28 protein-coding genes and 3 pseudogenes are annotated in these 26,864 nt (G+C 42.8%); 19 read left to right on the forward strand and 12 right to left on the reverse strand.

Going from position 1 to position 26,864, the window contains the following annotated elements:
* Positions 1-43 precede the first annotated feature (43 nt).
* Positions 44-601, reverse strand: coding sequence for a hypothetical protein (locus FS373_RS18160; RefSeq protein ID WP_152830088.1), 558 nt, complete (start codon positions 599-601; stop codon positions 44-46).
* Entirely contained in the window at positions 580-7,752 is a 7,173-nt protein-coding gene (locus tag FS373_RS18165; RefSeq protein ID WP_152830089.1) for a toxin TcdB middle/N-terminal domain-containing protein, read from the reverse strand. Before FS373_RS18165 ends, FS373_RS18160 begins: the two co-directional genes overlap by 22 nt.
* Before the next feature lie 283 nt (positions 7,753-8,035).
* Here FS373_RS18165 and FS373_RS18170 point away from each other — a divergent pair, with 283 nt between their 5' ends.
* Both FS373_RS18170 and FS373_RS18175 read left to right on the forward strand, forming a co-directional pair.
* Positions 8,036-8,371: a hypothetical protein gene (locus FS373_RS18170; RefSeq protein WP_152830090.1), complete on the forward strand. Its 336-nt coding sequence runs from the start codon at positions 8,036-8,038 to the stop codon at positions 8,369-8,371.
* Positions 8,372-8,829: 458 nt separating this feature from the next.
* The gene (locus FS373_RS18175) at positions 8,830-9,171 is read left to right on the forward strand and encodes a hypothetical protein (RefSeq protein WP_152830091.1); all 342 of its coding nucleotides are present in this window, start codon (positions 8,830-8,832) and stop codon (positions 9,169-9,171) included.
* A 97-nt stretch (positions 9,172-9,268) separates the two neighbouring features.
* On the opposite strand, the gene FS373_RS18180 is transcribed toward FS373_RS18175, so the two are convergent.
* The 5 genes from FS373_RS18180 to FS373_RS18200 form a co-directional block, all read right to left on the reverse strand.
* Positions 9,269-9,499 carry a hypothetical protein gene (locus FS373_RS18180; protein ID WP_152830092.1) on the reverse strand — a complete coding sequence of 77 codons (231 nt, stop codon included), beginning with the start codon at positions 9,497-9,499 and terminating at the stop codon, positions 9,269-9,271.
* An 84-nt stretch (positions 9,500-9,583) separates the two neighbouring features.
* Positions 9,584-9,928: a hypothetical protein gene (locus FS373_RS18185; RefSeq protein WP_152830093.1), complete on the reverse strand. Its 345-nt coding sequence runs from the start codon at positions 9,926-9,928 to the stop codon at positions 9,584-9,586.
* A 726-nt stretch (positions 9,929-10,654) separates the two neighbouring features.
* Entirely contained in the window at positions 10,655-10,852 is a 198-nt protein-coding gene (locus tag FS373_RS18190) for a hypothetical protein (RefSeq protein WP_144044797.1), read from the reverse strand.
* Between the two features lie 122 nt (positions 10,853-10,974).
* Positions 10,975-12,231: a Y-family DNA polymerase gene (locus tag FS373_RS18195; protein ID WP_152830094.1), complete on the reverse strand. Its 1,257-nt coding sequence runs from the start codon at positions 12,229-12,231 to the stop codon at positions 10,975-10,977.
* 39 nt (positions 12,232-12,270) lie between these two features.
* Complete coding sequence (locus FS373_RS18200; protein WP_152830095.1) at positions 12,271-12,681, reverse strand: LexA family protein; 411 nt, start codon at positions 12,679-12,681, stop codon at positions 12,271-12,273.
* Between the two features lie 890 nt (positions 12,682-13,571).
* On the opposite strand from FS373_RS18200, the gene FS373_RS18205 reads away from it, so the two are divergent.
* Together FS373_RS18205 and FS373_RS18210 are read left to right on the forward strand one after the other, a co-directional pair.
* Positions 13,572-13,826 carry a hypothetical protein gene (locus FS373_RS18205; protein ID WP_152830096.1) on the forward strand — a complete coding sequence of 85 codons (255 nt, stop codon included), beginning with the start codon at positions 13,572-13,574 and terminating at the stop codon, positions 13,824-13,826.
* 550 nt (positions 13,827-14,376) lie between these two features.
* Positions 14,377-14,718, forward strand: a complete 342-nt coding sequence (locus tag FS373_RS18210; RefSeq protein WP_152830097.1) for a hypothetical protein — start codon at positions 14,377-14,379, stop codon at positions 14,716-14,718.
* Positions 14,719-14,819: 101 nt separating this feature from the next.
* Here the strand turns inward: FS373_RS18210 and FS373_RS18215 are convergent, their stop codons facing one another.
* A complete protein-coding gene (locus FS373_RS18215) occupies positions 14,820-15,527 on the reverse strand; it encodes an IS6 family transposase (RefSeq protein WP_152830098.1) in 708 nt (235 codons plus the stop codon).
* Between the two features lie 111 nt (positions 15,528-15,638).
* Positions 15,639-15,851 carry a hypothetical protein gene (locus FS373_RS18220; protein ID WP_152830099.1) on the reverse strand — a complete coding sequence of 71 codons (213 nt, stop codon included), beginning with the start codon at positions 15,849-15,851 and terminating at the stop codon, positions 15,639-15,641.
* A gap of 243 nt (positions 15,852-16,094) precedes the next feature.
* Between FS373_RS18220 and FS373_RS18225 the strand changes: the two genes are divergently transcribed.
* From FS373_RS18225 to FS373_RS18265, 10 genes are all read left to right on the forward strand, one after another.
* A complete protein-coding gene (locus FS373_RS18225) occupies positions 16,095-16,880 on the forward strand; it encodes a tyrosine-type recombinase/integrase (protein ID WP_152830100.1) in 786 nt (261 codons plus the stop codon).
* Positions 16,877-17,212 (forward strand): type II toxin-antitoxin system RelE/ParE family toxin, encoded by a 336-nt coding sequence (locus FS373_RS18230; protein ID WP_152830101.1) that lies wholly within the window; start codon positions 16,877-16,879, stop codon positions 17,210-17,212. The genes FS373_RS18225 and FS373_RS18230 overlap by 4 nt, the downstream gene beginning before the upstream one ends.
* Positions 17,213-17,285: 73 nt before the next feature.
* The gene (locus FS373_RS18235) at positions 17,286-17,597 is read left to right on the forward strand and encodes a helix-turn-helix domain-containing protein (RefSeq protein WP_152830102.1); all 312 of its coding nucleotides are present in this window, start codon (positions 17,286-17,288) and stop codon (positions 17,595-17,597) included.
* A gap of 24 nt (positions 17,598-17,621) precedes the next feature.
* Positions 17,622-17,990 carry a helix-turn-helix domain-containing protein gene (locus FS373_RS18240; protein WP_152830103.1) on the forward strand — a complete coding sequence of 123 codons (369 nt, stop codon included), beginning with the start codon at positions 17,622-17,624 and terminating at the stop codon, positions 17,988-17,990.
* 11 nt (positions 17,991-18,001) lie between these two features.
* Complete coding sequence (locus FS373_RS18245; RefSeq protein ID WP_152830105.1) at positions 18,002-18,322, forward strand: hypothetical protein; 321 nt, start codon at positions 18,002-18,004, stop codon at positions 18,320-18,322.
* Between the two features lie 150 nt (positions 18,323-18,472).
* Entirely contained in the window at positions 18,473-19,042 is a 570-nt protein-coding gene (locus FS373_RS18250) for a hypothetical protein (RefSeq protein ID WP_152830107.1), read from the forward strand.
* A 9-nt stretch (positions 19,043-19,051) separates the two neighbouring features.
* The gene (locus FS373_RS31590; protein WP_194165890.1) at positions 19,052-19,216 is read left to right on the forward strand and encodes a hypothetical protein; all 165 of its coding nucleotides are present in this window, start codon (positions 19,052-19,054) and stop codon (positions 19,214-19,216) included.
* Between the two features lie 409 nt (positions 19,217-19,625).
* Complete coding sequence (locus FS373_RS18255) at positions 19,626-20,645, forward strand: ArdC family protein (protein ID WP_152830109.1); 1,020 nt, start codon at positions 19,626-19,628, stop codon at positions 20,643-20,645.
* 70 nt (positions 20,646-20,715) lie between these two features.
* Positions 20,716-21,048, forward strand: coding sequence for a type I restriction endonuclease subunit M (locus tag FS373_RS18260; RefSeq protein WP_152830111.1), 333 nt, complete (start codon positions 20,716-20,718; stop codon positions 21,046-21,048).
* Between the two features lie 96 nt (positions 21,049-21,144).
* On the forward strand, positions 21,145-21,591 hold the full coding sequence (locus FS373_RS18265) for a lytic transglycosylase domain-containing protein (RefSeq protein WP_227992961.1): 447 nt from the start codon (positions 21,145-21,147) through the stop codon (positions 21,589-21,591).
* 147 nt (positions 21,592-21,738) lie between these two features.
* Here the strand turns inward: FS373_RS18265 and FS373_RS18270 are convergent, their stop codons facing one another.
* Positions 21,739-21,957 carry a BrnA antitoxin family protein gene (locus tag FS373_RS18270; RefSeq protein WP_152830114.1) on the reverse strand — a complete coding sequence of 73 codons (219 nt, stop codon included), beginning with the start codon at positions 21,955-21,957 and terminating at the stop codon, positions 21,739-21,741.
* A gap of 915 nt (positions 21,958-22,872) precedes the next feature.
* Between FS373_RS18270 and FS373_RS18280 the strand changes: the two genes are divergently transcribed.
* Positions 22,873-23,223, forward strand: coding sequence for a hypothetical protein (locus FS373_RS18280; RefSeq protein WP_152830118.1), 351 nt, complete (start codon positions 22,873-22,875; stop codon positions 23,221-23,223).
* 363 nt (positions 23,224-23,586) lie between these two features.
* Here the strand turns inward: FS373_RS18280 and FS373_RS18290 are convergent.
* Positions 23,587-23,817 (reverse strand): annotated as a pseudogene (locus tag FS373_RS18290) (IS4 family transposase); the annotation flags it as partial.
* A gap of 149 nt (positions 23,818-23,966) precedes the next feature.
* Here FS373_RS18290 and FS373_RS32125 point away from each other — a divergent pair.
* From FS373_RS32125 to FS373_RS18305, 4 genes and pseudogenes are all read left to right on the forward strand, one after another.
* On the forward strand, positions 23,967-24,107 hold the full coding sequence (locus FS373_RS32125) for a hypothetical protein (RefSeq protein ID WP_227992962.1): 141 nt from the start codon (positions 23,967-23,969) through the stop codon (positions 24,105-24,107).
* A gap of 366 nt (positions 24,108-24,473) precedes the next feature.
* The gene (locus FS373_RS18295) at positions 24,474-24,986 is read left to right on the forward strand and encodes a hypothetical protein (RefSeq protein ID WP_152830120.1); all 513 of its coding nucleotides are present in this window, start codon (positions 24,474-24,476) and stop codon (positions 24,984-24,986) included.
* Between the two features lie 169 nt (positions 24,987-25,155).
* Positions 25,156-25,257 (forward strand): annotated as a pseudogene (locus tag FS373_RS18300) (IS6 family transposase); the annotation flags it as partial.
* Between the two features lie 283 nt (positions 25,258-25,540).
* Entirely contained in the window at positions 25,541-26,308 is a 768-nt protein-coding gene (locus tag FS373_RS18305) for a substrate-binding periplasmic protein (RefSeq protein ID WP_152830122.1), read from the forward strand.
* 272 nt (positions 26,309-26,580) lie between these two features.
* Here the strand turns inward: FS373_RS18305 and FS373_RS31595 are convergent.
* Positions 26,581-26,809 (reverse strand): annotated as a pseudogene (locus FS373_RS31595) (IS3 family transposase); the annotation flags it as partial.
* Positions 26,810-26,864 lie beyond the last annotated feature (55 nt).

Here is a 26,864-nt window from a genome sequence, read left to right on the forward strand (position 1 = left end):
CAAAAGACCTGATGATTTAGCATTGCAACAAAGCCGTAAAGACCTATTTCATAAACATAAGATAAGGGTAATACTTTCTAAAAATAAGCCCGGCTAGCGCTACAATTGTCATGGTTGTGATAAGCATAAGATTTGCAAGCAGTAGATTCAATGCCATAAACGATAATAGAAATAATGCCTTTGATTTAAACTCTTCCTCATCAGGTTCCCCAATAAATACAAAAAAGATCAAAACGATCAAAAGCAGCCCATGAACACTCCACAGCAAACTGATATCATCCCGTCGGGACTGCTCTTGCCGAAAGCGTTCTATTGATTTTTCAAGCTGACTTTGTTCAATAGTTCTGATTTTTTCGATGTCTCTAGGGTCAATGTATTCCACATCTCCATTTTTGTTAATGAAATCAGAGATTGACGGTTCTATATTACGACTATCCTCCAAAGCCAACACAACTTTTGTAGGATCCTCAAAAACCTCTAAATCAATAATAACTTTAGATAAGTTTCCACTTAAAAATAGAATCAAAAAATACAACATTATAAGTAAAAAGCTAGAAAGCAAGATCACTTTAATTTTTTTTAATTTGAGTATGTTGGACATGTATACCCTCCAATACAGTACTTAGTCTCTGTATGCGTTATTATTGGTAAAACTTCATCACTTATCCACATTATCGATTCTGTAGGCACTTGGCTCCAATAATGCCTGCCACTCTCTAACTGAGTAAACTCAACTTCGAATAATTGGTATTCACGTTGATAGCCAGAAAAACTTGTATTTTCAAACAAGTCTATTGTGGGTATTTTGTCCAAGACAATAGAAGCGAATTTCATATTGCTATCTGCTATTTGACCAACTATATGATTTTTACCCATCCCCAGTAGTAAATTAGTAAGTTTATGCTCATTGTTAACTTCAAACAATTTCTTAGTTCTATATCGACCAGTTTTGCGCCACTCTGTATCTTTGTAGCGAGCTCCTGCCTTGGGTTTACTTAAGCCTAAGGCGTTAGACACTTCATTAACTACATACTGAATGACCGAAGTGATGGCTCCGTTGGCAAACTTACCGCCAGTTAATTTGGACAGTGTGCCACCGACCAGTGACTGTATCATGGTTCTGCCAAACTCAACTCCGGTCTGTATTTTTCCAACGCCTTTCATTATACCGGCAGTGATAAATCCATTGCCAAACTTACCCCCTTGTAACTCTGACATGACGCCGCCGGCCATCGCGTGTGCAAACATTTGCTCACCAGTTGACCAGGTTCCCCCACTCAACGCATCGGCATTAATTTGCCCGCCAATGGCGCCAAATACCGCCCCGGAGAGCGCCCCCATCATGGCCCCGCGCAATGACCCCGTGGCCACATAGCCCCCTGCAGCGCCGACTATGGCCCCAGCAACGATGGCATTGCTAACTGCCCCCGTAAAGCCCCAGGACGCCGCCCAGCCAGACGCTACTCCGGCAGTGAAATACGTCACCACTGCGGCGGCAATGACTCGCCAATTATCCTTAATGAACCCAAATATTTTTTTGAAGAAGTAGCCACTGGGGTCAGTATAGGTCAATGGATTATTGAGCACGTAGCTATAACGGTTATAGTTTTGCAGGTTGGCTGGCGCCTGGATGTTGGGGTCTGCCTGCAGGAAGCGGGCAAGGGTAGGGTCATAAATCCGCCCGCCCATCTGAATAATATCTAAGCCTGGCAGCATCTCATGACCGGTATAGCCTCGCTCCATCGGGATAACGCTTTGCACAATGCTATCGCCCGCCAATTTCATCGGCTTACCAAAGGCGGTATAAAAATACTGCTCTAATACGTCACCGGCCTGGTTAGTGATGCTGATAATTGAGCCTTGATGGTCGCTATGCTGATACTGAACCTCTTCACTGTTGCCAAGCGTGCTGTTTTGATTTCGCACCACCATGATGTTGCCGACCATGTATTTATGGCGGGTGTTTTCAAGGGTATCACCTTTGTAGCGACGCTCCTGCTGGTAAAGCTTACCCACATAATCCGTTGAAAATGTCTTCCATTCACCCTCGTCCTGTCGGTAGTCATTACGGCTCAACACTGCTCGATTATGGTTATAGCGATAATCGGTGTACTGTGCGCCTGACTGAATACGGCTCGCCTTATCGAAGGCATTGTAAGTAAAGGTGCGGTTGCCGTCTGCGGTGGTATTCCCATTATTGTCGTAAGTAAACTGGCTATAGCGATTCCCGTCCACTGATGCACTGTTTAACCGATTAACGCTGGTAGTTTGCAGGTATTGATAACTGGCAAGATTAACGGAATAACTGCCCCCAGAGTAACCCTTGCGACTCTTGATATTACCAAAGCCATCGTATTGGTATTGCTCATCGTAACTGTAGTCGGTCAAGCTGCCTGAGCCGACACTTAAACTGCGTGTCTCTAGTCTGTTTAGCGTGTCGTAAGTAAAGTCTTCACTGAAGGCTAAAGACAGCACTCCTGCGCCGTTGTAATAGTTATGGGCGCGGAACATGACGTTACCCTTGCCATCAAAATCCCCATAGCTAAGCTGATGGATTTGTCGACTGCCTTTTTTAAGCTCGACGGTGCTGATGCGCCCGGTGCGACTGCTAAACCCGCGCGCCTCACTGGTGCCGTTACCAAAGGTTTGACTGGTGATGTTACCTAGCGCATCCATGGCAGTGATTCTGCGTAGGTTACGGTTACTGCTATCGGTTTGCAGGTAGAGGAAATGGTCAGCGTTATAATGAAAGTCAACGTAGAAGGCGCCATTGTTTGAGGGGTAATACTGGCGACTCAGTTGACCCTTGTCATTATATTCACTGCGGGTATTGTAGCTATTGCCATCGATGACAAAATCAGTTTGCTCTGGACGACCAAATGAATCATACGAGTAATTCTCGCTGCTCTGAACTGCCGCTGACGTATTGCAACTACTCTGCCTAGCCCACTGTTTAACCCAGGTAGGCTTGCCCACGTTATGTTTATTTGCGCTACTGCCATAGCCCCAGCATGCAAGGTTCGTATTATCTTTGCGCCATGTCATGCGCCCCATGACATCAAAGCCCATGGTCGTTGCCTGACCCTTTGCATCCGTTTGCTTTATCAATTCGCCAAAGTCGTTGTAGTCATAACTCCAACGGCCCTTATCTGGGTCATCGGTGGCGAGTTTACGCCCGTAGTTATCGTAGTTGATGCTAATTGACTGGCTTTGCCAGCTGTCAGTTTGGTTTTTGGCGCGAGTGGTCACTTTTCCGCTGTTGCCATACGCGTCGTAATAATAGTTAATCGTTTGAAGTTTGGGGTCGGTGCGAGTCAGTAGCTTACCATCCGCACTGTGCGTATCTTTATAAACTAAACCGTTTTCATCTGTTGAGGTGGTCACTAAACCGTTGATTTTACTTGTTACCCACACGCTCGAGGATTCGGTCGGCTGACTTTGCTGATAGACTCGACCTAATGCATCAAAGTCCTGTTGCGTCGTCACCGCAGAAGCAGAGCCATAGTTGGGTACAGATTGGTGAGTGGCCTGCCCAAGCTTGTCATAGGTTGTCGCAGCAACAATCCAATTGCCATTAAAGCCCCTGACTCGCTTTTCGCGCTCCCGGGCAAACCTATCTAAATAGGTCTGAGTTTGTGGCTTATTGGAGCTGTCGGTCGTCTCGGTGATGAAATTACTGCCACAACCGCTACACAAAGTACGGCTAACCTCGGTCTGGTTACCATCGGCCAGAATTTGGCGTATTACTTGACCCTGAACATCAAAGTGGCTGGTTGAGGCCAGCTTATTCGGCCCTGTAGTCGTTTTGCTGTAAATCAGACCCTTGGTCGCAGCGCTGCCAGCACTGCCGTTATAAAGATAGCTTTCTGTTTCACCGCTTTGGTTCATCTGGCTGGCCAGGTATTGGCCTCGGCTGTCATAGAACCAATACTGCCCTCGCTTCTGATAATTACTTGCATCCACTTTTGCGTAGGCTTGCTCTGCGACTCGGTTTCCGAACCTGTCATAAAACAAGGCGGTGGTGAATCCATTCACCAGTGATTCACGCAGCATACCATTGCCGTAATAGCTAAATTTACTCAGCCGGCTCTGAGATTCGGCGCTGCCAGAGGCGGTGTTTTTATAGCGCGTTTTAGTGACACTGGTTTGAGAGAGGCGGCCAAACTGTTGTGCATCTGGATTCGCGCCGGTCTGGCTCGCCACCTGACTGTGGGACAGGGATAAGGACAATGCCGCTGGAGTTAATGTGTTGTAAGCCCCATCGCTAAATTGGTTGCTTGTTGTCGTGCGATGCACCAGTGAGCCAGCGGCGTCTTTGATGTCAACGGTACTGGAGAGTAAGTTATTCCAGTTGTCATAGCCGTTGGTGGTCAACGTCTCGCTGACCTTCTGGTGAGCCGTCGGCGTTACGCCGTTAGATGATAAGTCCAGATTGTAACTTTCCTCACGGGAGGTCTTCAGGTAAACCCGCCTCCCCCCATTGGCACTGGTCGCTTGCGTGTAAGTGTTATCTGCAGTACTGAGTAACACCCCCTGATACTCACGCGTCGTGCCAATAGGCATCCCCGTCAGCGGAAACAGCTGATTGTACTTGGTTGTAGTCACCACCCCTGATTGCGGGTCGGTGGTTTGCACGGTTTCAAACCCCAGATAACCCCGGCCTTTTTTATGGGCTAAAAATCCGCCATAGCGGTATTGCAGTAACGCCGACTCACTACTACTGGATTGAGTCGCCGCCTCTGTTACCACGAAGATGCCAGCGAACGGCGTAATATAGTCAGTGCTATCCGGCTTTTGGCTTGAGTCGATGTTGATTAATGGGATGCCGCTATTGAGCGTGGCGTAAGCGATATCAGTCTCAACCCCAAAACCGTTAGTGATTTTGGTGACAACATGGTCCTTGATGTAGGAGCGAGCGGCTTGCTGTAGCTTCCAGTGCCCAGAATCAGAGGACGCACTGAGCAGATCCACCTTGCCATCACCATTGATATCGGCCAGGCGAACTGTCGCCTTACTATCGCTGCCAATACTCATTGAGCCGCGATTAACAAAGTCCACACCACCCTTTGTGGTGCTCGGCACTGATAGATAGATATTGTACATATTAGAGCTGGTTGCCTCTAATATGTCGGTGCGACCATTGCCATTAATATCGATAAATATATGGCGGTTGGCGATATCGGCATCGGCGGCCTCCAGCACCGACAGGGCCTGCCAATCAGTAAACGTGCCATCGCCTTTAGAGAGGTAATATCGCCAGCCCCAGCTACTGCGAACCGCAATATCGGTCAGACCGTCACCATTGAAGTCACCGGTGCGAAGTAAGTCAGAAGCCGCATCGACCGTATTGCTATAGGTGTAGGTGATAACACCATCAATCATTGACGCAATATACACCCCATTTTGACTTGATGAGCTGGTTGTCGGTACGCAAGTCGAGCGAGTGCCGAGCATTTTTGGGTCAAGGCAGCTTTGCGTCCACCTGTACTCATGCTTCATGATGATATCGCTGAGCCCGTTGCCATTCACATCCATCATGGAAGCGTTAATGAAATCAAGCGATGAGGTTGAAACAGAGACCCCATTTTCAGGCTTGTTTAGCTCATAATAGAAATCACCATAAACAACGTTAATGGATTTAGCCGCTGAGAAGCTGCCGCCCAGATTTTGATAGTAAAATAAGTCTTTTCCCTGTTTAAACACGATATCGTGAAGCCCATCGCCGTTGACGTCGGCAACAATAGTGTCCTTATACGCCGATGAAGAGATGTTGAGTGATTTATAGGTAAAGTCGTAACTGACATCAGTATTGACACAAAACTGCCCACCGCGGCCATCTGGCTCACACTCCAGTATTTCTCTTGTGCCGGGGTCCAGGGTAATAACATGCCAATCACCCGATGCAAAGGGAATGAGCAGGTCATTTTTTCCGTCCCCATTAAAATCGATGACTTGGGCGTACCCTTTTTCGCCGACTTTTGAGTCGGCAACCGTTTCGTACTTATCTGACACCACGCTGCGCTTAATCGTTCTTTCAAGGGGGTGCTGACTCAAATAGCCATTTTTCCACTTAACATCACTACCAGTATCCACCCCACCTGATTGTATTTGCCACTCGCTGGTATAGATAGCCCAGCCACTGCCATTAGGCACCAGCATGTCAGCGTAGCCATTACCATTAAAATCGGCCACCTGAGCAAACATTCGATTTGAGTTACTGGGAATAATGTCGGTAGTGGTTGTTTCAAACGGTTCGTATAGCGTTGCGGCTGACGGCTTTCTGCTGGGTTGCTCAAACTCAAAGGTGGTTGCGGGTAAGCAGTTATTCGCATTGGTATCGAAACACTCCTGAATACCAATGACGTAATCACGCTCTTCTGGAATAATGGTTCTCGACCAAATCAGCTGATAGTTTCTGAATATGTCAGCGTCTTGCTTGACCATGATTTGGTCCAACTGCTTATTGCGAGAGACGACGCCGCCATGAGCAAACCCCTGCCAAGGACTCGCTGCATCGATATATCGAAATTCAACGTTATTGTAAGCGGGTTGGGCGTGGGTTAAGTTGCCGCCATAGGCTATATTGGTGAGTAGATGGCTTCCTGCCGCGGTGTCCTTCTCATAATCATAACGAATGTAGTTGCCTTTATGGTCGACAATGGCTTTTAACACCCACGCAGAGGCCTCTGAGCCAGCCGGAAAGCCACCTCGCTCGATATAAGCATCAGTAGCAGGGGAGATAACAGGGGCTTTACCATAATAGTGGACTTCGTTAGCTTGAGTCGTAACGGTAAAGTATTCAGGACCAGAGCGACCACTGTAGGCTTTAATCACACTAAAATTATCAATTTCAGTGTGATACTCATCAGTGCTGTTGGCATTTAACATCAGTCTTTGACCGTTGAGGCAGTAGCTATCGCCCGAGTCAAAGTTTATGCCATCAAGCACCCCATCAATCGCGAGGTTTTTAGGGCAGCGGCTAATGGCAGGCAGGCCAGAAATACTCCAGCCAACCCCTAAAATGCCATCGCCACTCTGACTGCTATAAGCCAGCCCGACTTGTGGCACAACACCAGAAGTTCCTGGCGGTAAACTAAGAGGAATATTGTACGTGGCGGCCCCCGCCTCGGTTACTTTAAATTCACCGGCAGAGAGGCCAATGACATTCCCCGGATGAGTAAACTCTGGAGCGGGAGAGGTATCAATCAGCTTGCCGGAACGTGAGCCTAAGTAGGTGGTATCACCGGAGACAATATCGTTGATACCATCGCCGTTAACGTCAACAATGGTGAGCTGCGCCCCTTGTGACAGGTCGATTCCATTACGCGCATCACTGTACGCATCCACATTGGCCGTGCCTTGCAGGTTAGTAATAATAAAACTGTCACGATAACTGCTGCTGTCGCGGATAAATATATCCGCGACCCCGTCGCCATCAATGTCATGGCATTCAAGCGCTAAATGGCTAGCAGGGGTAGGAGAGAGTGAATCAAACTCACTTTGAGTCATCGGGATAAGTGCCCATGAATTGGATGACTCAACTAACTTAAACACCCCATTTTTAGGAGTAATAAGCAGGGGGATATTTATTTCGCCGGCAATAAGTACAAATGTCGGTGGGATTCTGAGGATAATATCGCCATTGCTGTCGGTGTAGACTTCATGTTTATCGCAATCAGGAAGCGTACCCGCCTCAACACGAGCAACGATAGATATAAACAAGAGAGCGAATAGCGCAACATTTTTAAGCATGAATCGACACCCTGCAGCAACTTGGCATTACGAAAGGAATTCGATTTTACATTCCCCCCATTAAATGTAAACCAATGAAACTTAAGGGATACATTTTGTAACAGGCCTGATGTCAAATCTGGCACAGGAATAATGTAAAATTTCGCTTTACTCCAACCCCAAGAACTAAATGGAATGACATGAAGACATGAAGACATGAAGACATGAAGACATGAAGACATGAAGACATGAAGACATGAAGACATGAAGACATGAAGACATGAAGACATGAAGACATGAAGACATGAAGACATTAACCATTGCAGCACTCTCATTGATAGCACTCTCCGGGAATGCATCAGAAATTAAAGACGTAAAGATTACCAAAACAATGATGAGTCAATCATACGGTTCGGTTATATTCATCAAAGTAGATGAAGCACCTTCCAGAGGTTCTGGGCATTGTCATACCAACCATTCATGGGACTATGTGATAGCGACTGAATCTGAATTTGGCAAACAAATGTTAAGTCAAATCCTGACTGCATATGCAGCACAAAAAACAATTGCTTTAAAAGGAAATGATTTGTGCACTATCGTTAATGGCTCTGAGGATTTAACCAGAATAGAGCTTTATTAGGAGGACCGGTATTTTCAGAACCGAGCATCCCCCCAATACACTAAAGAGAGCAACTCGGGATATAAGTCTCCGAACGATGTATTTCTAGAGCATATGCTCGTAGTGTAACTATGGCATTATGTGCTTTCGCTGGCCGGGAGGGAGAAGGCATACACAAGAAATAAGGCTCTGTTGCAAAAATCGTTGATTCAGATAAGTCACTCTTTTATTTTAGGTTTTGTCGTATCTTGAAAGTTATTTATCTTCATACAGAGCTAGATAAGCAGACCATACATGGTTCTGTCGCAAGTAGAGAGCGAGCGGCTATAAATTGAGGGTTTACTTCTACTTTGAACAAGGGTCAAGTTGACAATTTTGCGTGTCTTCGTTATTTTCCTCGAATATGAGATAGAACTGTGTACGATTTATTTTATGGAAAAATAGCCTGCGTATTGTACGCGTGCTCAAGGAAACTAAAAATGAAAATTTTTTTAAGTATTTTTTTACTTACCTCTTTCAGCTTTAATAGCCATGCTGTAAATGCATGGTATTGGGGAGAAGTTAGCAACATCAGTGCATATAGTAGTGATGGCAGCTTTGAAGTCGAGATGTCTAATGAAAACATTGCAAATTTTTGTATAGGTAATAGTGTGCGTTTTCGTGTATCAGATATGGGAGTAGAGCGCACTAAAATTGCAATGTCTATGGTACTGACAGCATTTGCTTTAGGTAAGGACTGGGGGGTCGTGATTGATCTCCCTTCTACGACGGAGACGTGTTACGCCTCCTCCACAGCAAGTCAAGGAGCAGGAATTAGATAAGGGGTAGACAGGGAATTAGTAAATTATCCTACGCTAAGGGCGAGATATGCTAAAGAAGCTCAGATAAGAAAAAGTATCTGAATTTCATTCGAAATCCCTAATTAGTTCCGACTCCTTTATCCGTTTTCGTTTTAGCTAGCCTTCCCCAGTAATGACAGCTACCACACCCTTCCATTGCCACTATTGATGTGGTTGATTTTGCCAGCAGCTCTTTTAGCTTCTTAGGACTAATGGCTTTATTTGATATTAACTCGCCATGCTTATCTATCTTACAAACTGGGATAACATTCTTTGCTAAATCAAGACCAATAATCTGAGAATTTGTCATAAAAGAACTCCTGTTTTTTCATTCGAACCATCTTACATTAGCTATGTATGATGGTGGGGTTCATACATGGATTAGCTAATAAAATCATTCGTTTGAAGCATGAGAATGCCGACCGATGTAGTTTAACGTTTGCGGATTATCATTTGAAGCTACACTTGGGAAACCTAAAGTAATTCTTTTCTTTGATGCCATCTTAGTTAAGATCATGCTCCATATTGATTTGCCACCTGGAGTTGTTGTATCCAGATTGTATGCATAACAACAAGCACCTTGAGCTGAATCGAATTCATTTAAATTTCTGAAATAAACAGTACCACCCGCACTCATTTGCCATAGCAATTTACTTGCATCATCGACCTCAACCCAAGTTTGAGCTCCGCCTTGAGAAGCAAAAAACAAAGTTGATAATAGCAATAGTTTTTTCATCATATAAATCCCTATAAAATTTGAATGCCGCATATACGGCATAAGTGGCTAACGTCTTAGTATTTATGCGTTGTGTTGTTTGCAAGGCATAAATCGCGTGTTGAACTTGGCCGCTGCCACATCCATGTTATTTGGTATGCTTTATGCTATAGGAATTTGCTTTTCTGGGGTAATCGTTTTTTATACAGCTCGCAGTTAATTGTTTGATATGGTTTGAGCTTTATTACATCCACATCATGGCCTTCATCATCTCTCTTTGCCTTTTTTGGGTTATACATTTCAACTTCCGCTTTCTAAAAAACCTTTAGCCCTCGTCGATATTTATACCAACAAGGTATTGCGTTTCCACTATCAGTAACGGCACAGCCATCACATATTTACCGCCGCTCTTACTTCATTACTTAATCAGCCGGACAGCCGTAATCGCTCACGGTGTCTTTGTATCATTATCAACAAAGGAGACGTACCAACAAAGGGTCGTAGCTAATTAGGCTGCTCCAATACTCCATAGTTTTAGGGTCAGGTCTTGTATTTTTCACCTCACATTAGCTGAGTTATGGCAAAAGCTGATAAACAGGATGTGAACACACATTTCCCCTAGCTAATTTTTGGGCAATAACGTCTTGGAGTGATCACTCTAAGACGTACCTAAATAATAACGATTTACAGTGATTATATTGGGCCACAGTTGTACAAGCTACTGTAGCGTTTTTATATTACAGCTAACTGTTAATAGAATACTCTCAGAGCCCACTTAACTAAGGCAGATTTATTTTGAATCGGTTTGGATGAAAACTCTAATATATCCTGCCCATCAACGCTGCCAGTGATTAGCATTCCGCCTTTATCAACAGTCCAGTAACTTTTACTTTGCGCTGCTGTTATTTGGCCATTCTCTTCTTTAGTGGTGAAATCGCGAGAATTCAATTTGTTATTCCTTGGCATGTCATTGTGTGAGTTGAATATTGAATCAAAAAAATCAGGTTAGATCAACTGGTCTCACTGACAGCATATGATTGATACTTTGCTGAGGGGGTATCCTCGGCTGTTTATCGACATTGAATCTTGGGTATATCTGCCCAGTTTGTCGTGTACTGTGGCGTGAGTCTGTCTCTGCGCATTCTCCATTTCGGCGAAATACCTTGTGCAGCCAGAAACATAGCGCCGCTGCCAAATCTGGCATTTAGTGCGTCATAGACGCTCATAAGTTTAGGGTCGCTGATGGTCTCAAATAAATCTGATTGCACATGACTGGATGAGCACAAATCCAGTAACCCTATTCCGACCTTGTAATACCTGACATTTGGCTGAAAGAGTGCGTCTGTGGCCGCTGTCACCGCGTGTGTCATTTGCAGGGTGTCGGCGGTGGGAAATGAGAACTTTATGGTTTGTTTAAAGCCTGTGGGCCTTTCATCAAAAGGAGAGTTGCTTGCGAATATGAGCATGGAGCCACAGACAGAGCCTTGTTTTCTGGCCTTCGCTGCCGCTATACCGACATGTTTACTGAGGGCTTGTTTGAGTGCCTCTTTGTCAGTTACACGGTCTTCCATGCTTCGGGTTGAGAATATCTGTTTCTTGTCTGCTCTGGCTTCATCCCATTGCTTGCACTCCTCACCATTGAGTTCTCTGACCGTTCGTTCAATTTCAATGCTGAATGATTTTCTTGCCAGGCCTGGCGGCATCGATGCGAGTTGGAAGGCGTTTTTTATTCCCATTAGGTCCAGACGTTTGGCTATTCGATTACCTACCCCCCATACATCTGTTGGCTTTATCGCCAGTAATACCGCTTTACGCTCCTCGTTTGAATCTATGTGACAGACACCGTTATAACCCATTAGTTTTTTGGCAGCATGATTGGCTACCTTAGCCAGTGTCAGGGTGGCGCCGATACCAACACAGACGGGGAGGCGGGTTTCTTTCCATACCGCGCGTCTGATTTTATGTGCATGCTCAGTGAGGTTGGGTATCGCAGGGTAGCAATGCTTGAGAGAGAGAAAGGACTCATCGATGCTGTAGATATGTTGTCTGGGCGCGAAGCGGCCTATCACGTCCATCATGTGGGCAGACAGTGAAGCGTACAGTTCATAATTTGAAGATAGCGCTATAACGTTGTGCTTGTCACACAGTGCCTTGACCTCAAAGTAAGGTTTGAATTTTGGGATGCCAACGTCTTTAGCCTGGCGATTGGCGGCGACGATGCAGCCATCGTTGTTCGAGAGCACAACAATGGGTCTCCCTCGCCATTCAGGGCGAAAGACTTGTTCTGCAGAGCAATAAAATGAATTGGCGTCTACGAGTGCGTACATAGGTAATAGTGAGGGGCTATTAGCGGGGTGGGCTGTTATTCATATGCTAGCGGTTAATAGTGGGCTGGGTCTGTGGCAGCGTATCGAACTGACTACCACACCTTCAATGCAAAACTGGTCATGCTCATGTATGACCAGTGGTTGATGTTCATCGTTTGCAGACAGTAAGCGTTTTCTGACAGTATCAATTAACTTGCAGACAAACTCACCATTGTAGTTAGCTACCACCACATCACCATTTTGGGCGGTAACATGTCTATCGATGATAAGGGTATCACCATCGAATATGCCGACATTGCGCATCGATTCCCCGGATGCATGACCAAAAAAAGTAGAACTAGGGTGAGCGATTAACAGTTCATCGAGACTTAGTGGCCGCTGGATGTATTCGGCGGCAGGCGATTCGAAGCCTGTAATGCCGGCGCTGGCTGTATTGGGAATGGCTTTCATGAACAGGTCTCTAGGTACTGTTTAAATATACAGTATCTAGTTTGGCTGATATTTCTGTAGCACTCCAGTAACGAACAATTCAGCCTCGCTTTCTAGCGGGTCGTTCTCATCTCTGGCGTTTCCTATATCTACCATAAATGCATCTAGCCATGGGGCTTTTGTGTGTTTGGCTGAAAATAACCGAATTTATTTTATAAAACCGAACTAATAACAAAATCAATATGATAACTATAGCTCCGCAGCATAAGCATGAAGCAAAGGTTGGTTAACTAACCTTTGACGATTTCGTCAATAAAATCCGTAGTTTACAGCATTGAAAATGATAGCTACCATGTCATGTCTCTATTGTTTAGAGATAAAAAAAGCCTGCATAGGGCAGGCTTGGATTTCTATTGTAGGAGCGCCTATATGGACGCATTAATAGAGTTGATTAAGTCACTTGGGTATCTTTCGAATGAGATCCAAGCAATCTTAAAAATTTTGTTAGCACTTAAAAAACGCCTGTAAGTTGTAGCTTACAGAACGGTAAAGCTCAGTTAGGTTGTAGCCTTTCTAAGTTTTTTTGCGTTTTGCGTATGTGTGCATCGTATAACACCTAATTACGGTATTCAATTAGCGATGTTACCTGGATTAATTAGATTATTTTTGAATGCATCCCCCGAAGACAGCTAAACAGCTTTAAATAGCGGTTACAGTGTAATTAATCGGATAACAAAGGCGCTCAAAAGGCCAGATTAAAATGATGGACTAGATATTCGGGGAGGCCGCCTGTGAAGCTAGTGTCTAAGCTTAAATATTGTTTTTCCCGTTTCCTATATACCCTTATTTAATGCGGCTTGTAGACAGCCGCTTTATTTTCGCCCTACTATATAGGAAATGAAAGTTCCTATATGAAAACTATGAGCGAATCTGACTTTAAATGGATCTGGAAAGTTCCTGACTTACGCACCGTTAAGCAACCTGAAACTGTTACCCCTGACGAGTTTATTGATCTAGTCGAGCGCATCGATAATGAGCGACTTGATCCCTTGGTGTGTACTCGTAATCAGGCTATGTTGTGGATGACTTTCGGCGGCTCTGTTGCAAGTTCGCGTGCCAAAGTGACACAACGATGGTTCTGTCGCATCTTGAAGGTTCAGAAATAAACTTAACATAGAACTTGACGGTAAGGAATTTGGGCATGGTTCAAATTAAGTGAACACTTTTAAATTCCCGAAATACTCCAAAACCTATGTGGGGCAAATGGTCACAGCAGTTTTTCAGCTTCGGAAAGTGTTCACTAAAAATCGCTGATTTTGAACCATGCCGAGAAATTACATGATATTCATTCTCTAGTCTATATTTAAACGAATTGCTTGATGAGTAATGCTCTACACACGTTAACAGTCCCATGGTATGATTTTTTAGTTTCCCTAGGTCATCACATAAATGTATATTTAAGTCCTCATGTGGAAAATCTGGGATAGCAAGCTTCCCCAGAGCTTTACACACAATCAGCCTAGCCGACGGGTATGTTAACGGGAGGGTTGCGCTCCGCGCTCAATCAATTTTTCTTTGTTTTTCTGACAAGCGACAAGAAGAGATAATTTGGCTAAAAACGGGGGGGGGGATTTACCATAAAAGAGATAGTGCGCATTTAATATCGTCCATATATAATCAATTTTTAATAAAAACATTAATGATTGCGGAAGAATAATGAAGAAGTTTATTTTTGCTGGGTTGATAGGGTTGATGTCGTTTGGGGCAAGCGCAGGAAGTAGGACTGGATTTATTGATATAAGTGATAACGGAATTCAACTTATATCATCTACAGCAGAAGAGTCTAGACTGTATGTTTACGATGTAGCCTTTGAAGGTGGAGATTGTGATGTTAAGACAACAGGTGTTTTATATTTCAGTACTTTTTTGGCAAAAGAAATGTATTCGATGCTGTTAACTGCAAAGGCAGCAGGAAAAAAAATAGAGCTAGTATCAAGTGAGTGCGTTTCTATTGGCGGTGCTAAATATCCTAGCATCTCCTCTATATATTGGAAGTAATTTAACATAACTCCCATTGGGCTTATACGTCTAATTTCATTTGCTGGCTCTGTTGCAAAGATTGCTTTTAGTCCGAAAGGCTCCGGTTATCTGGCTGATTATTAATAGTTTACCAGTGCATTGGTGATTAGACGGATCTCTCCAGCTATTCCTTGACCGGATAACCAGATATTGAACTGCCCTTTTTTAAACATGTGCATCACTTCAAATCCTTTGATAGTGGCATAAGCCGTCTTCATCGATTTGAATCCTCTCACAGGATTGATGAGCCTTTTCAATTTTCCATGATCGGCTTCTACCGCATTGTTCAGGTATTTAATTTGCCGGTGTTCAAGCGCTTCAGAACATTTGCCTTCTTTCTTTAATTCCGTAATGGCTACACCGTAGGAAGCGGCCTTGTCGGTATTGATGGCGGAGGGGCATTCCCAGCATTTGAGCCCTTTCAAAGCTTTACCCAGAAACCGTTTAGCCGCCTTAGCATTACGTCTGGACGATAAATAAAAGTCGACAGTATGACCTTGTTTATCGACAGCCCGATACAGATACACCCATTTGCCTTTCACTTTGATGTAGGTTTCATCGACCTTCCAGCTTAATCCTGCTTTGGGCTTCCAATACCACCTTAATCGTTTTTCTATTTCTGGCGCATAACGCTGAATCCAGCGATAAATGGTACTGTGGTCAACATTGATACCACGCTCACTGAGCATCTCTTCGAGCTCTCGATAGCTGATCCCGTATTTACAATACCAACGTACAGCCCAAATGATAATGTCATGGGAAAATTGTCGATACTTAAAGAGTGTCATGAGATAGCAGGCCTAAAACAAAAGAGGAGCTTAGCTGATTCGACGATCTTTGCAACAGAGCCCTCCTTTGAGCCTCCTTTGAGCGTTTGAAGTATATTGAGTCTATTCATCTTAATCTAGATTGTTATTCCTGGTCGCGTCTGGATTCGAGACTGGTGTTTTAACGTTATTGATCATTCTTACATGATAGTTTGAGTAGTTTCCTTTTTCTATTTCGCCAACAAACTGCTGCCTTGTCATATCTTTATTTTGACGGTTATCATGAAAATTGGTGTTCCGACCTGAAGCAGTCTCGTTGGTTACTTTAATTCGTTTGTTTCCCATATAAATTCCTTCTGTCAATGTTGTTTTAAGGTAAGGCTGTATAAGCCTGTAATCATTATACTGTAACTCTATACAGTGCGGCAGCTGGTGCGACCACGACCAATAAATAACCAGTCAAAAGAGGGGGGAGCGGTCTTTAGCCTTAAAATTACTAATCCTTTTTTCCTATATACCCTTATTTAATGCGGCTTGTAGACAGCCGCTTTATTTTCGCCCTACTATATAGGAAATGAAAGTTCCTATATGAAAACTATGAGCGAATCTGACTTTAAATGGATCTGGAAAGTTCCTGACTTACGCACCGTTAAGCAACCTGAAACTGTTACCCCTGACGAGTTTATTGATCTAGTCGAGCGCATCGATAATGAGCGATTTGATCCCTTGGTGTGTACTCGTAATCAGGCTATGTTGTGGATGACTTTCGGCTCATGCTTTAGAGCTGTTGAAGTTAGCCAATGGAAAGTAAAAGAAGCTCTGTACAAAAACGGGGAGCTTGTTCATTTAACGAGACTAAGAGCAGAGGCAACAAAGGGGAATTATCCCGCCATTGCGCCCGTGGTTATTGATGAACAGCGATCTTACGTTAACAAATGGCTGGGTTATCGGGTTAAGCATCGAATTAAACTCGGTGCTGATAAAGAGTTATATCGAGGTTTAGATCCAGAAAGCCATGTGTTTTTAAGTTTTCATCATGGAGTGTGGAAGCATTTTTCTTTGACCAGAAAAATAAGGAAAGGAAAGGAATATCATGTTGCTACAGCGGTACAGAACTTAATTACCAAACTTTACAAGGATTATGGGTTCTCTAACTCTAGTTCCCACACAGGCCGACATAGCATGGCTCGATTGGCTCAAAAACTTTTAAAGCGAAAAGATTTAGATGCAGATCCTGTAGTTCAGAATCTTTTGCATCATAGGAGCATAGATAGTCAACGAGACTACACGGATATCGATTTTGACCATATTAGAAAATGTAGTCGTCAGATGTTTCCTAAGCCTAAAAAGAGAGGGAGAAAGCCGAAAGAATGAAAAAATTTAAGTTTATTAATAAACAATCGCTTAAAGAGTTCAAAGCCTTGTCTGATAAAGTGCAAAAGCGGTTCGGTAACGATTTGAACGCGATAGCCCAAAACAAAGTCCCGTTCTCAAAATATAAGCACATACAAGACTCTGTTGGTATAGGGGCGGTTGAGCTGATCGAGAATGGCCGACCAGCATATCGGACTATATATGTGGCTAAATTTGATGATGTTGTTTACATACTTCATTCATTTACTAAGACTACAAACGGGGTTGATCGGCAAGCCATGAAAACAGCCAAAGCGCGTTATAAGTTAATGATGGCAGAGGTTGGAAAATAATTTATATCAGTGCTTGTATATATATCGGTATTGATATAATGTGCTTATATGTTGAACAATTAGGTAAATGATTATGTCTCTAGAATATGACAACATCTTTGAAGCAGTCGTTGAGGAAGGTTCAGAAGCCTCAGACTTACAAACACGCTCAGATTTAATGATTGCAGTGCGTGACATCATCACAGCAAAGAAATGGTCACAGGCTGAAGCTGCGGAGCAGATGGGGCTAACTCAACCGCGAGTTAGTGATCTAGTGAATGGCCGCATTGAGAAGTTCAGCATCGATAAGTTGATGAACTGCTTGTATCGCATTGGGTTTAGATTTAAACCGACATTTAGTAATGGTCAATTGTCGATGGATGTTCAAACCGTAGAAGTGGCATAGGACGAAACTTAATAGGTCAAGAACATGAGCATTAAACCAATTAAGACAGAGAGCGACAATAAGGCCGCTTTAGAGCGTATAGAGCAGCTTTGGGATGCACAGCCGAATACATCTGACCGTGATGAACTTGATGTATTGGTAACGTTAGTGCAAGCGTTTGAAGAACTTCACTACCCCATTGATGCGCCTAATCCTGTTCAAGCTATCCGTTTCAGAATGGAGCAAGCAGGATTAGAGGATGCCGACTTAGTACCTTATTTGGGGCAACGTAGCCGAGTGAGTGAGATTTTGAGCTACAAAAGACACCTTAGCTTAGGGATGATCAGAAAGCTTAATGAAGGGCTTAAAATCCCCTTAGAAGTTCTGATCCGTGATTATCAATTAGCGCGATAGGAAACTTAAATATGAAGCTTTGGCCTTTTACGACAGACGTAATAGATGAAATTAAACGGCTTGGTTTTAATCCTCCACGTATAGATTGTCATGATTCAGATGATGCCGAGGGATCAGATTTTATTTTTGGTTTAGTGACTCTAGAATTGAGTTTGTCAGAAGGTGAGTATATGGAAATAGACCAGGAACAAGGTCTATATTCTTACACATTTGGTACTCGTGGTTGTTGCGGTGGTGATCCTACTTATGATGGTGAAAACTACTTTGAACCAAGCAACGCAAAAGCTAAGGAATTAGCGTTAGCTTTTAAAGAGTATTTTGAATTTAAGTGATGGGAAGTTTGTAATGAAAGGAATCGACTTATTCGCTGGGGCGGGAGGGACTTCTACAGGGGTTAAATCGGCAATGCTGTTCCGCCGGTCATGGCAAAAATATTCACCCAAGCTGTACTTAAAGCAGCTTAATCAAATGATAGGAAATTTATGATTAAGTGGATAAAAGGCTTGTTTGGTGTAAGTGAAGCTAATTCAAATGTGCTCGATGCATCTCTGAAAGCTGTTGGTGAGCACTCTAGTTTGAATCACGCGCATAATGCAGAAATAACAGAAATAACAGAAATAAATCAAAGTCTATTAGAGTACTTTAGGGATTTAACTATAAAAGAGCATAGACCAAATATTATTTATCATGGTGGTCATCATGATCCCTCGGTTTCTGTTGAGGGTGCTCTTTGGTTTCACCTTGAAAAAGATAAAAACATAGCAGAATCTTATATGAACTGGGGAGATAGTGAAAACCCTAAGTTAAAAAAGACATTATTAATAGCGGAGCCTATTAAAACCCTAAAGCTCCTCGAATTTCCTGGCAATCACGTTGAGATACTTAGACAAATCTACAGAAAACCTTGGAATCATGCTCAACTTGCAAAAGATGTAACAGCAATTGGTGATCCAAGTGTACTAGGTTTTGACGGTTTTTTTCGTCCTAGATCTGACGAGTATTTTGTTATTAATGTTCAGGATAATTTAAAATTTATCAAAAATTCTGAATGAAGGGAATTTATGATTCGGGACCAAGGTGGCAGAATTAAAGACTGTGTAGTAGGTTGGGATGCTTATGAAAGCAGAGCTAAGTTCACTGACAATCCACATCATTACAGCACCAGTCGTCATAGAGAGTGGCAAGATGGGTGGCGCTGTGCTCAGAAAGAAAAATTGAAGCAATAGGAAGTTAAACTCAAACTTTTATTGAGCGATTATCGGGCTTTTCGTCTCCAGCTCCTCCTATCGCTAACTTGCGCCACCCGGGCAAGCAAGCTTGCCGTGGCCCTAAGTTCCAGATAGCCAATCCTTCCCGGCGGCGAGCGCAAATCAACATCAACAGCAAAGTACCAGGCACTGTCAGTCTCTTTGACGGCTTAAGTGTGCGTAAGCCTGCATTGTCCTTCGAGTGTCATTTATCTCCAGTGGTCATCTCATTTTTGCACTCGCTCTGCCTTCTTATCTGTCTCACCCCATAACCCGCCATGCAAGGGAAGCTTCGCCGCTACGCGCCCCTGCATGTCAGAACATGTGTTGAGTCCAGGAAGACAGGCGGAAACAAAAAACGATAACTTAACCCACTGGAGCTAACGCAATGACACACTCACTTCCTACGCAGCCAACTTCCACTAATGCCTTCATCGAGACTGCCAGCCACAAGACACAAGCAGGCTCCCCCAAATCCGATATCTCTAACAGCAAAAGAAAAACCAGAGCGAAGGGCAAGAAAAGCCATACCGATTTGTATCAGGAGATAACCGACCAAGTGATAGCCGCGCTTGAAAATGGGGTTAAGCCTTGGGTGTGTCCATGGGAAACGTCAAACGGGAGCAGTGGGTTGCCAGTTAATTTTGATACGCGTCACGCGTATAGCGGCATCAATGTGTTGTTGCTCTGGTGCGCGGCCAGTGCTAGCGGGTTTGCTTCCAGTAGTTGGTTGACGTTCAAGCAAGCGCTTGCACTGGGTGGTTGTGTGCGTAAGGGAGAGAAGGGCACGCGCATTATCTTTTACAAGATGCTGGAAAAAGAAAATCAGCAGGGCGAGAAAGAAAATATTCCAATGTTGAAGAGCTTCACGGTCTTTAATGTTGAGCAAATAGATGGGCTGAATATCGAGCCTGTGCCAGTGAATGATATTGAGGTTGTTAGCGGGTTTGAAGCGCTTGAACATGTCGAGCAGTTCTTTATCGATACGGGCGCCAATATTACCGAACAAGGCGAGAGCGCCTTTTTTAGACCGTCTACCGATGAAATCGTGTTACCGAGCCGTGAGCGTTTCACTAATGCCGCTGACTTTTACGCAACAGGTCTTCATGAGCTGGTCCACTGGTGTGGCGCTAAGCCCCGCCTGGACCGTCCAATGCGAAATAAATTTGGTTCTGAGGATTACGCTTTCGAGGAATTAATTGCCGAATTGGGATGCAGCTTTTTAATGGCTAGCTTAGGCGTGACGGGTGAGGTTCAACACGAATCTTATATCGCGTCATGGCTTAAAAGATTACACAACGACAAGCGATATATCTTTAAAGCGGCCAGTGCTGCCAGTAAAGCCCATCAATATTTAACCGAGCTTACCAACGCCGACAACAATGAACTGATAAATAAAGCGGCATAAATAAAAAAACCAGCAATAGATTGGTTTATTGCTGGGGAATATTCATACCAATAAAGACAGGATTAAAAATATGAATATATCTAACATAGATAACAATTCAATGGAACAATGTTATACGTCTAATGCGGGTCATTTTGATCTAGGTGTCTGTGTTGTCACTCAAGGTATTCATCAACTACAAAAGTCAGCGATTGATAGCGACAAAGATTTAAGGCTGTTTATCACTCGCCACTTAAATGGTGATTGGGGTGATACTCCGATAGAAGATAAAATATTAAATGATGAAGCCACTAAGAGGGGGGGGCCGAATAATGTCATCTTACTTTTTAACGATCAGGTGATTTGGATAATCACCGAAGCCGATAGAAGTGTCACCACCATTTTGTTACCCAGCGAATACTAATACATCTTACCGATGTAAACGCTCAAGCTAAACTGATATGATAAAGGTCACTTGTGGCCTTTATTTTTTGCGTCTATGAAAAAGCTGATATCACTAATGGCCATCACTTCATTAAACGTCAGCGCGTTTTGTTTTGATGAGGCTGGTCTTTATTATCATGTTAACCCCAAACTATTAACTGCTATTGCTAAAGTCGAAAGTGATTATCAATCCAACGTCATTAATATTAATAAAAACTCACAAGGTAAAACAATCAGCACCGATTATGGATTGATGCAAATAAACTCAACATGGTTTTCTCGTCTTGCTCAGTTCGGGATTAATAAAGATAACCTGTTATCGGATGCGTGCTACAACGTCCACATTGGTGCCTGGGTGTTGTCTCAAAACTTTTCGACCCATGGTTATAACTGGAATAGTGTTGGTGCCTACAATGCTGGATTTAGTGCCAAGACCCTCACGCGACGATTGACTTATATTCGAAAAATCAAAGCCGCGCTGGCTACCCTCAATCCGTCTACATACTCCTTACCGGAAACGTGATTTCAAACGCCAATCTGCAGGCTATCAGTTACTACTAAGCAAAAAATCGTCCAAATTGAAATATGAGCCATCAGTCATTGACGGGTTAATTTCACGAGGAGAAGAGGACCACACCCTTCATTGCGACTATTGATGTGGTTGAAGTGATTACGTATGCCAATTGATATCGATTTTTTTGTGTGTAGCGACACAATCACGTAAATATAAATTAATGAGACTTTGGTACGGAACCCCAGTCTCTTCTGCCATACTTTTAAAGTATGAAATGACATCTTCACCAAGACGTATAGTCACAGACTTTTTTAATTTACTCGCGTAAGGATTTGTACGTGAGTTCATTGCTGATAAATCATATTCCTCTTTCATAATGAATACCCTCGCTGATAGTTTCTGCTTTCGTTCTTGGTTGCTTTTCTCGCTGACATTATTCTTATCGTATTGCCACCGTCACGTTCACAGTGACAAACAAGTAATAAATTTGTCTCATTACTCATGCCAAGCATCAAAAAATACGGACTTAGCTTCATCAAAAGAAACACCGTGTTTTTGATATTTGTTGCAGCTTTGACTGCATTTCATTCGAATTTAATCGTATGTACACTGTATGTACGTGAGGCTGAATTGTCAAAGTGGCCATAACGGATCCTGTCGCATCTTGAAGGTTCAGGGATGATCTTTATACAGAACTAGATAGGCAGACGATTGACTTATATTAGAAAAATCAAAGCCGCGCTGGCAACCCTCAATCACTCTACATCCTCCTTCCCAAAAACGTGATTTCAAACGCCAATCTGCAGGCTATCTGTTCATACTAAGCAAAAAAATCGCCTAAATTGTAATAGTGAGCCATCAGTCATTGGGTGGTTAGTTTTACGTCGAGATGAGGACCACACCCCACGCAGAAATGACAGGTCATTTAAACGGCTAATTGTAAGGTTAACTTACTGATTTATATTTAATTAAAGTTCAAGATGATCAGTAAATAAATTTTAAAAAAACCGTTTGAAATCCCGGTAAAAGCGTACTGCACGTATATTGCTGGTCCAATATGATCGTATTAGATTGAGTTGCGGCCGGGGCTGGCGTTAAGCGTATTGCACGTATATTGCATTTTGAGGGTTATTGCAAGTTACTGTTTATTCATCGTTTGTTGTTTTGGTGCTTTGCCTGTGCAATACTCGAAAAACGCGCGCAATACCGGTGTATTGCTCTATTCTCATTGTTATTTCAACGGTGCAATACACCTATATTGGACGTTTGAGTGTAAGGGAGTGTCTTGTGATGGCTAGAAATAAAGTGATCCAGGTGGCTTGTGCCCCTGAGTTGTATTCAAACGTGGTGGATTACAAAAAAAGCAAAAATCTGACCAGTGATGCGGAAGCAATGAGGGAGTTAACGTTGTTTGCGTTGCGGCTTTTAGCGCACTCAGATAATGATGATGGGTTATCAACGCGTGAGTTAATGGAGACAATTCTTACTTATGTGGTGAAGAACCAGTACACCTCAAGCCTAGTTCATTATCAGACTTTCAATGAGAGAGGCGTTGATTTGAATAAGGCGAGTGCCAAGCATAAAGAAGTGATCGAAAAAGCTGAGTATAAGATTTCGCAAATATTGAATGGAGATAAATAGGGGCACAGTTGAGAGGCAATCTTTCATCTTCCTCAACAGTGTTGATTGTTGCGTGATCAACGTTAACATCACGTTCAGTTAGTCACTTTTCGATATTGTGATAAATCAGCTTATAAGCAACATACCATCGAACGGCCATCAGTATAGTGGCTGAAGGAAACTGTTTTTTGCGAAGCTTAAAAGCATAGAATGAATTCACATATCAAATAAAAAGCCTGCTTAGCATCACTGCAGGACTTGCCTATGTATGTTCTGCTTATCTAGTTATGTATGAAGAGCATGCCAGAACTTTCAAGATACGACTGAGCCATTTAAGACATAAAACCACTAAGCTGGGTCTATACCTGAGGGATCTCCACGAATTTAATAGCATGCCTGTGGATCCCTAATTAAGTCTTGCAGTGTCTTGATGGCTGTTCTCCAGTGAGGTTTTAGCAGCTTCGAAAGCCTATCCTTGTATGCCCTTAATCCAATAAATTGATTTGAGAGTTCGTTACGGTGCTTTATTGAATTAGCTTGGTATTGCCTGTGTTTGTCGGCTAAACCTAACAAATACAGGATGAATTGAGATAGGCTGGCTATGAGTAGTAATACCACTATATTGATGACGAAACTCTTTAGCTGAAGTTATCTAAGCATCAGGTGAAATGGAAAAGTCATTATTTGAACATTTATCGACGACCTGATAGGTTGAGTTAATCATAACGTTAAATCACAAGCGATGACCAAACAGGGAATGTTTGATGAGTAAAGTTCACGCCGATAAAAATCAAAATCACACTCAAGTTAATGCTAGTTTCACCCCTCGCAGTCCAAAACCAACTCTTTCGAGAGCGGTGATTAGTGATGGGCGTCCCGTGTCCCCAGCACAAATGGTATTATAAGATATCGCGAAGCTTGGTGAGGCCACACAATTCAATACAGAGCTGTATGCCAGTAGCTCACCAGAGGTGCCGCATGATAATCGTCCCAATGGCTTGCCTACGCAGTTACGTGGTGGAATAGAGGCTCTGTCAGATTTCGATATGGGGGATGTTACGGTTCATAAAGGATCCCGTAAACCTGCTTAATTAAATGCTCATGCCTATGCTCAAGGTAGTCAGATACATCTAGCTTCAGGTCAGGAGAAGCACTTACCCCATGAAGCTTGGCATGTTGTTCAGCAAAAGCAGGGGCGTGTAAAGCCTACCATTGAGCGCAATGGACTTGCGATTAATAATGACCAATCTCTTGAGGTTGAAGCTGACAAAATGGGCGAAAAAGCGTTAAGCTTTCAAGGTATTTCTGATAGAAAGCTACTGCTTACCGCCCCAGAAAGTCATGCCAGCGCACAAGCTAAGATGGAAACAATTCAGCTTGCGATGGCAAGCGATCTGATGATGAGTTCTCTATGGAATTTCTTCAAATCCCACTCGATTAATAGCGTGCTAAAGGCAGGCGACATCTATGTGCTCAATAAGATCCAATCCATCGATGATATGGAGAAAATCTATGCCGCGATGACCAACCTTCAGGCGCTACTGACAAACTTACTCAACATCTGGGATCTAGTGCCTGCTCCGGTACGCACCATTTTACTCTACCTCGCAGGTAAGGCTTTAGGGGCCCATGCAGCAAATCGCAGGGAGGCTTTGGTGGTAGGCTTAGAGCAAGATCCGTCTGAAAGCATTATCGCTTGGATTGTTAAAGCACTTGGGTTAGCTATTACAGCTTATACCAGTCCTGTGAGCTCAGCATCGTTGGTAAACAAAAGCGTTGTTTAATGAATCCTCAACATCTAGAGAAAGTTTTACTCGCTGGATTATATAGCTCGATTAAAGAATAAACACTCATGCGGTCGCCCTGGGAAAATTGTCGATATTTAAAGAGTTTCATGAGTGAGCAAAGCAAAAGAGGAGCTTAGCTGAATCGACGATCTTTGCAACAGAGCCTTATAAACTCAGTTATCGTGATATTGAGGCAATATTCGCTGAGCGTAATATCCATTTTGACCACTCAAGCCTGAACCACAGGGTTATCAAATATGCGCCGCAATAAAAATGCCTACTTAGATAACAATTCAAGGGGGCCCAAGCCCAAAAAAAGAGGAGGTTAGCTGAATCTACGATCTTTTCACCATAGCCCTACAGAGGGGTTTATTTGAAATATGCATATTAATCAATAATATAAGTTTGAAAATGTATATTTATGTACGCAGGTTTTATGGATTTCAGGGGTAGACAGGGAATCAGTAAATTATCCTACGCTAAGATGCTATATTTAAAACATACTTGTCATAATATACAATTCAGATGGATAAATAAAAAAGGATTGAATAATGAGTTTTTATTTAACAAATTACTTTATTGTTTTTTTAATATTATCAAGTTTTAGTTTTGAGGCATACGCCAAAAATAAAATTGATGCTCAGATACACGATATTCCTCCGTGGGGGTTTGTAAACGAAAAAACTGGAAATGTTGAAGGGATTTATATAGATATTATAAAAGAACTTCAAAAGAGAACGGATATTCAGTTTAATATTATGGCTATACCACTTAAACGAGTGACTAGATCTTTATCTACTGGTGAAACGGATTTTTCTATACTTTTCGAAAGGAATGATTTCAAAGATGTGGTTGTGAATTTAGGGCCTGTTATGAAAATGAACATTTATTTGATCAGAAAAGAGGGGGCACTAGACTATAATCGAATGTTGATAACTAGAGGAGAGGAGGAGATCGCCGATAAGATAATTGAATATTTAGATCTAAAGGGTATTGTTAAAGATTACACTCTTGATCACCCCACTAACATTCTTCTTTTGAAAAATAATAGAGCTGACCTAGCCATTTTGGTTGGAGATGATCTACTATCGGATGTTGACCATAAACTACCTGGATTCATTTGTGAGGTTATAGAGGTTAAATCTGCATTCGCTTTTATCCATGAAGAATCTAAATTCAATAAACCTGAAATTACGGATAAAATTATTAATACTCTTGATAATATGTGGAAAGATGGGTTTATAAAAAAAAACAATGCTAGAGCGTTCAATACCACTGCTAAATGTTTAATTAAGAATAGGATAGCTCCTGAATTATAGGGATTTAGTATTTTAATGTTCAGACTTTTTAAAATACTTCAGAACTGGTTCCAGCGAATGATGTTTAACGCAGGGCGAGAAGGTGAACAAGTTTTAGCCACTAAAATGGGGGGGGCTTTCAAATTTAATGATGTTGTGATCTTATACTCACTTTTGCTGAGATCCTATCATGAGCCTTCCGGTGTTTTTCAAGGTAGTTGGCACTCTATACTCAAATTTTAAGCGGCATTTCTTGCTTCTGTTTCAGGTTCTTTATCTGGGTTCAGTATCACTTAGCCGATAGCATCTCAGTTCCTGATACCATTAGGCCAGCGCGTGGGATTTCTAGCCCTCGCATCTTCCAGCACCAGCTTTCGTTTAGACAACACCTTCTTATCTTGCATCTTATGACGCACACCAGGTGACACAAAATCGAGCTTACTGTACTTATTGCTCGTTGTTGTACCAGTTGACAAATTCTTCCACCCACTCACGAGATTCTATTAAGCTTTTGAAGCCAGATCACCGGAGCACTTTCGGGCTAAGAGTAATCTTTGCAACAGAACCGTTTAAAACA

Source organism: Shewanella sp. YLB-07, assembly GCF_009377275.1.

Bases quoted from the DNA above. Each gene is read 5' to 3' on its own strand.
- FS373_RS18160 (WP_152830088.1), bottom strand. From the start codon at position 601: ATGTCCAACATACTCAAATTAAAAAAAATTAAAGTGATCTTGCTTTCT.
- FS373_RS18165 (WP_152830089.1), bottom strand. From the start codon at position 7,752: ATGCTTAAAAATGTTGCGCTATTCGCTCTCTTGTTTATATCTATCGTT.
- FS373_RS18170 (WP_152830090.1), top strand. From the start codon at position 8,036: ATGAAGACATTAACCATTGCAGCACTCTCATTGATAGCACTCTCCGGG.
- FS373_RS18175 (WP_152830091.1), top strand. From the start codon at position 8,830: ATGAAAATTTTTTTAAGTATTTTTTTACTTACCTCTTTCAGCTTTAAT.
- FS373_RS18180 (WP_152830092.1), bottom strand. From the start codon at position 9,499: ATGACAAATTCTCAGATTATTGGTCTTGATTTAGCAAAGAATGTTATC.
- FS373_RS18185 (WP_152830093.1), bottom strand. From the start codon at position 9,928: ATGATGAAAAAACTATTGCTATTATCAACTTTGTTTTTTGCTTCTCAA.
- FS373_RS18195 (WP_152830094.1), bottom strand. From the start codon at position 12,231: ATGTACGCACTCGTAGACGCCAATTCATTTTATTGCTCTGCAGAACAA.
- FS373_RS18200 (WP_152830095.1), bottom strand. From the start codon at position 12,681: ATGAAAGCCATTCCCAATACAGCCAGCGCCGGCATTACAGGCTTCGAA.
- FS373_RS18205 (WP_152830096.1), top strand. From the start codon at position 13,572: ATGAAAACTATGAGCGAATCTGACTTTAAATGGATCTGGAAAGTTCCT.
- FS373_RS18210 (WP_152830097.1), top strand. From the start codon at position 14,377: ATGAAGAAGTTTATTTTTGCTGGGTTGATAGGGTTGATGTCGTTTGGG.
- FS373_RS18215 (WP_152830098.1), bottom strand. From the start codon at position 15,527: ATGACACTCTTTAAGTATCGACAATTTTCCCATGACATTATCATTTGG.
- FS373_RS18220 (WP_152830099.1), bottom strand. From the start codon at position 15,851: ATGGGAAACAAACGAATTAAAGTAACCAACGAGACTGCTTCAGGTCGG.
- FS373_RS18225 (WP_152830100.1), top strand. From the start codon at position 16,095: ATGAAAACTATGAGCGAATCTGACTTTAAATGGATCTGGAAAGTTCCT.
- FS373_RS18230 (WP_152830101.1), top strand. From the start codon at position 16,877: ATGAAAAAATTTAAGTTTATTAATAAACAATCGCTTAAAGAGTTCAAA.
- FS373_RS18235 (WP_152830102.1), top strand. From the start codon at position 17,286: ATGTCTCTAGAATATGACAACATCTTTGAAGCAGTCGTTGAGGAAGGT.
- FS373_RS18240 (WP_152830103.1), top strand. From the start codon at position 17,622: ATGAGCATTAAACCAATTAAGACAGAGAGCGACAATAAGGCCGCTTTA.
- FS373_RS18245 (WP_152830105.1), top strand. From the start codon at position 18,002: ATGAAGCTTTGGCCTTTTACGACAGACGTAATAGATGAAATTAAACGG.
- FS373_RS18250 (WP_152830107.1), top strand. From the start codon at position 18,473: ATGATTAAGTGGATAAAAGGCTTGTTTGGTGTAAGTGAAGCTAATTCA.
- FS373_RS31590 (WP_194165890.1), top strand. From the start codon at position 19,052: ATGATTCGGGACCAAGGTGGCAGAATTAAAGACTGTGTAGTAGGTTGG.
- FS373_RS18255 (WP_152830109.1), top strand. From the start codon at position 19,626: ATGACACACTCACTTCCTACGCAGCCAACTTCCACTAATGCCTTCATC.
- FS373_RS18260 (WP_152830111.1), top strand. From the start codon at position 20,716: ATGAATATATCTAACATAGATAACAATTCAATGGAACAATGTTATACG.
- FS373_RS18265 (WP_227992961.1), top strand. From the start codon at position 21,145: ATGGCCATCACTTCATTAAACGTCAGCGCGTTTTGTTTTGATGAGGCT.
- FS373_RS18270 (WP_152830114.1), bottom strand. From the start codon at position 21,957: ATGAAAGAGGAATATGATTTATCAGCAATGAACTCACGTACAAATCCT.
- FS373_RS18280 (WP_152830118.1), top strand. From the start codon at position 22,873: ATGGCTAGAAATAAAGTGATCCAGGTGGCTTGTGCCCCTGAGTTGTAT.
- FS373_RS32125 (WP_227992962.1), top strand. From the start codon at position 23,967: ATGAGTAAAGTTCACGCCGATAAAAATCAAAATCACACTCAAGTTAAT.
- FS373_RS18295 (WP_152830120.1), top strand. From the start codon at position 24,474: ATGGGCGAAAAAGCGTTAAGCTTTCAAGGTATTTCTGATAGAAAGCTA.
- FS373_RS18305 (WP_152830122.1), top strand. From the start codon at position 25,541: ATGAGTTTTTATTTAACAAATTACTTTATTGTTTTTTTAATATTATCA.